Raw genomic sequence first — 1,517 nt, 5'->3', positions numbered from 1 at the left:
CCTTGACCCCGCTGATCGGCGACATCGCCCCGGACGGCTTCGCCGCCGCGACATCGCGCCGGGACCGGGATGAGGCCCGGTCGTTCGTGACGGCGTTGGCCGAGGTGTTCGTTCGGGGCGCTTCCGTGGACTGGTCGGCGCGGTACGCCGGCACGGGTGCGCAGCAGGTCGATCTGCCCACCTACCCCTTCCAGCGACGCCGCCACTGGATCGACCCCGAGGTCACCGCGGCGGGAACCGGCTCGACCGGCCACCCGCTGCTCGGCACCGCCGTCACGATGGCGGGCCGGGACGAATCGCTGTTCACCGGGCGTCTGTCCCTGCGCACCCACCCGTGGCTGGCCGATCACGCGATCCTGGGCTCGGTGCTCGTGCCCGGCACCACATTCGTGGAGGCGGCCTCGTACGCGGCCGAGCACGTGGGAGCCGGCGGAGTCGCCGAACTGACCTTGTCCGCCCCGCTGGTCCTGCCCGAACGCGGAGCCATCGACCTCCAGGTCCTCGTCGGCGCGCCCGACGAGGACGGACGCCGACCCGTGACCATCTATTCACGCCCCGACAAGGACGAAGACCGGCCATGGACCGTGCATGCGGACGGGCTGCTGGCCGTCGAGTTCCCGGCGGTCGACGACGCCGGGATGCCGCTGTGGCCGCCGACCGGCGGTGACGACGTCGACCTGACCGCGTTCCACGACAGGCTGGGCGACCTCGGCTACCGGTACGGCCCCGCATTCCTCGGGGTACGGCGGGCCTGGCGCGGCGAGGACGCGGTCTTCGCGGAGATCGTCCTCCCCGACGAGGCCGGTGACGGCGAACGGTTCGTGCTGCACCCTGCTCTGCTGGACGCGGCGCTGCGCACCGTGCTGACCGAGACCAAGGGACGGGTCCTGCTGCCCTTCGCCTGGAGCGACGTGCGTATCTCGGCGCGCGGCGTCTCGAACCTCCGAGTGAAGATCACCTGGATCGGGGACGACACGGTCTCCGTCGTGGCGACGGACGAACTCGGCGTCCCGGTGGCCACGGTCGGTTCGCTCGCATTGCGCCCCCTCTCGCCGGAGGCGCTGCGGCAGGCGGGAGCGTCCACGGATGAGCTGTATGTGGTCTCGTGGCTCCCTCTGTCTGTTCCTGACCAGGTCGAAGCCTTCGCTCTCATGGATGTCGCGAAGCAGCCGGGGCCGGCCGTGGAAGTGACCGGCCGGGTTCTGCGCCGTCTCCAGGAGCAATCGGCGGGCGAGAAGGTTCCGCTCGTCGTGATGACTCGGGGGTCCCTCAGCGTGAACGGGGAGGGTGTACCCGCACTGAGCGAATCCGGTGTGTGGGGGTTGGTGCGTTCGGCGCAGGCGGAGAATCCGGGCCGGTTCGTTCTGGTGGATTCCGATGAGGATCTGCCGGAGGGGTTGCTGGCGCGGTTGGTGGCTTCGGGTGAGCCGCAGCTGGCCGTGCGTGCGGGTGAGGTCTTCGTGCCGAGGCTGGTTCGTTCGGCGCCGCAGGTGGGGGTTTCGCCCGCGTGGGGTGAT

At 70.8% G+C, this 1,517-nt stretch carries 1 protein-coding gene; it reads left to right on the top strand.

The features are described from left to right. The coding region (locus AW272_RS00035; protein ID WP_174551776.1) for a SpnB-like Rossmann fold domain-containing protein at window positions 1–1,517 on the top strand (1,517 nt) is incomplete at both ends.

It is taken from the genome of Herbidospora mongoliensis (genome assembly GCF_001570545.1).
Classification (GTDB): domain Bacteria; phylum Actinomycetota; class Actinomycetes; order Streptosporangiales; family Streptosporangiaceae; genus Herbidospora; species Herbidospora mongoliensis.
The sequence above is the reverse complement of the archived record's forward strand: the minus strand, read 5'-3'. Positions and strand labels throughout refer to the sequence as shown.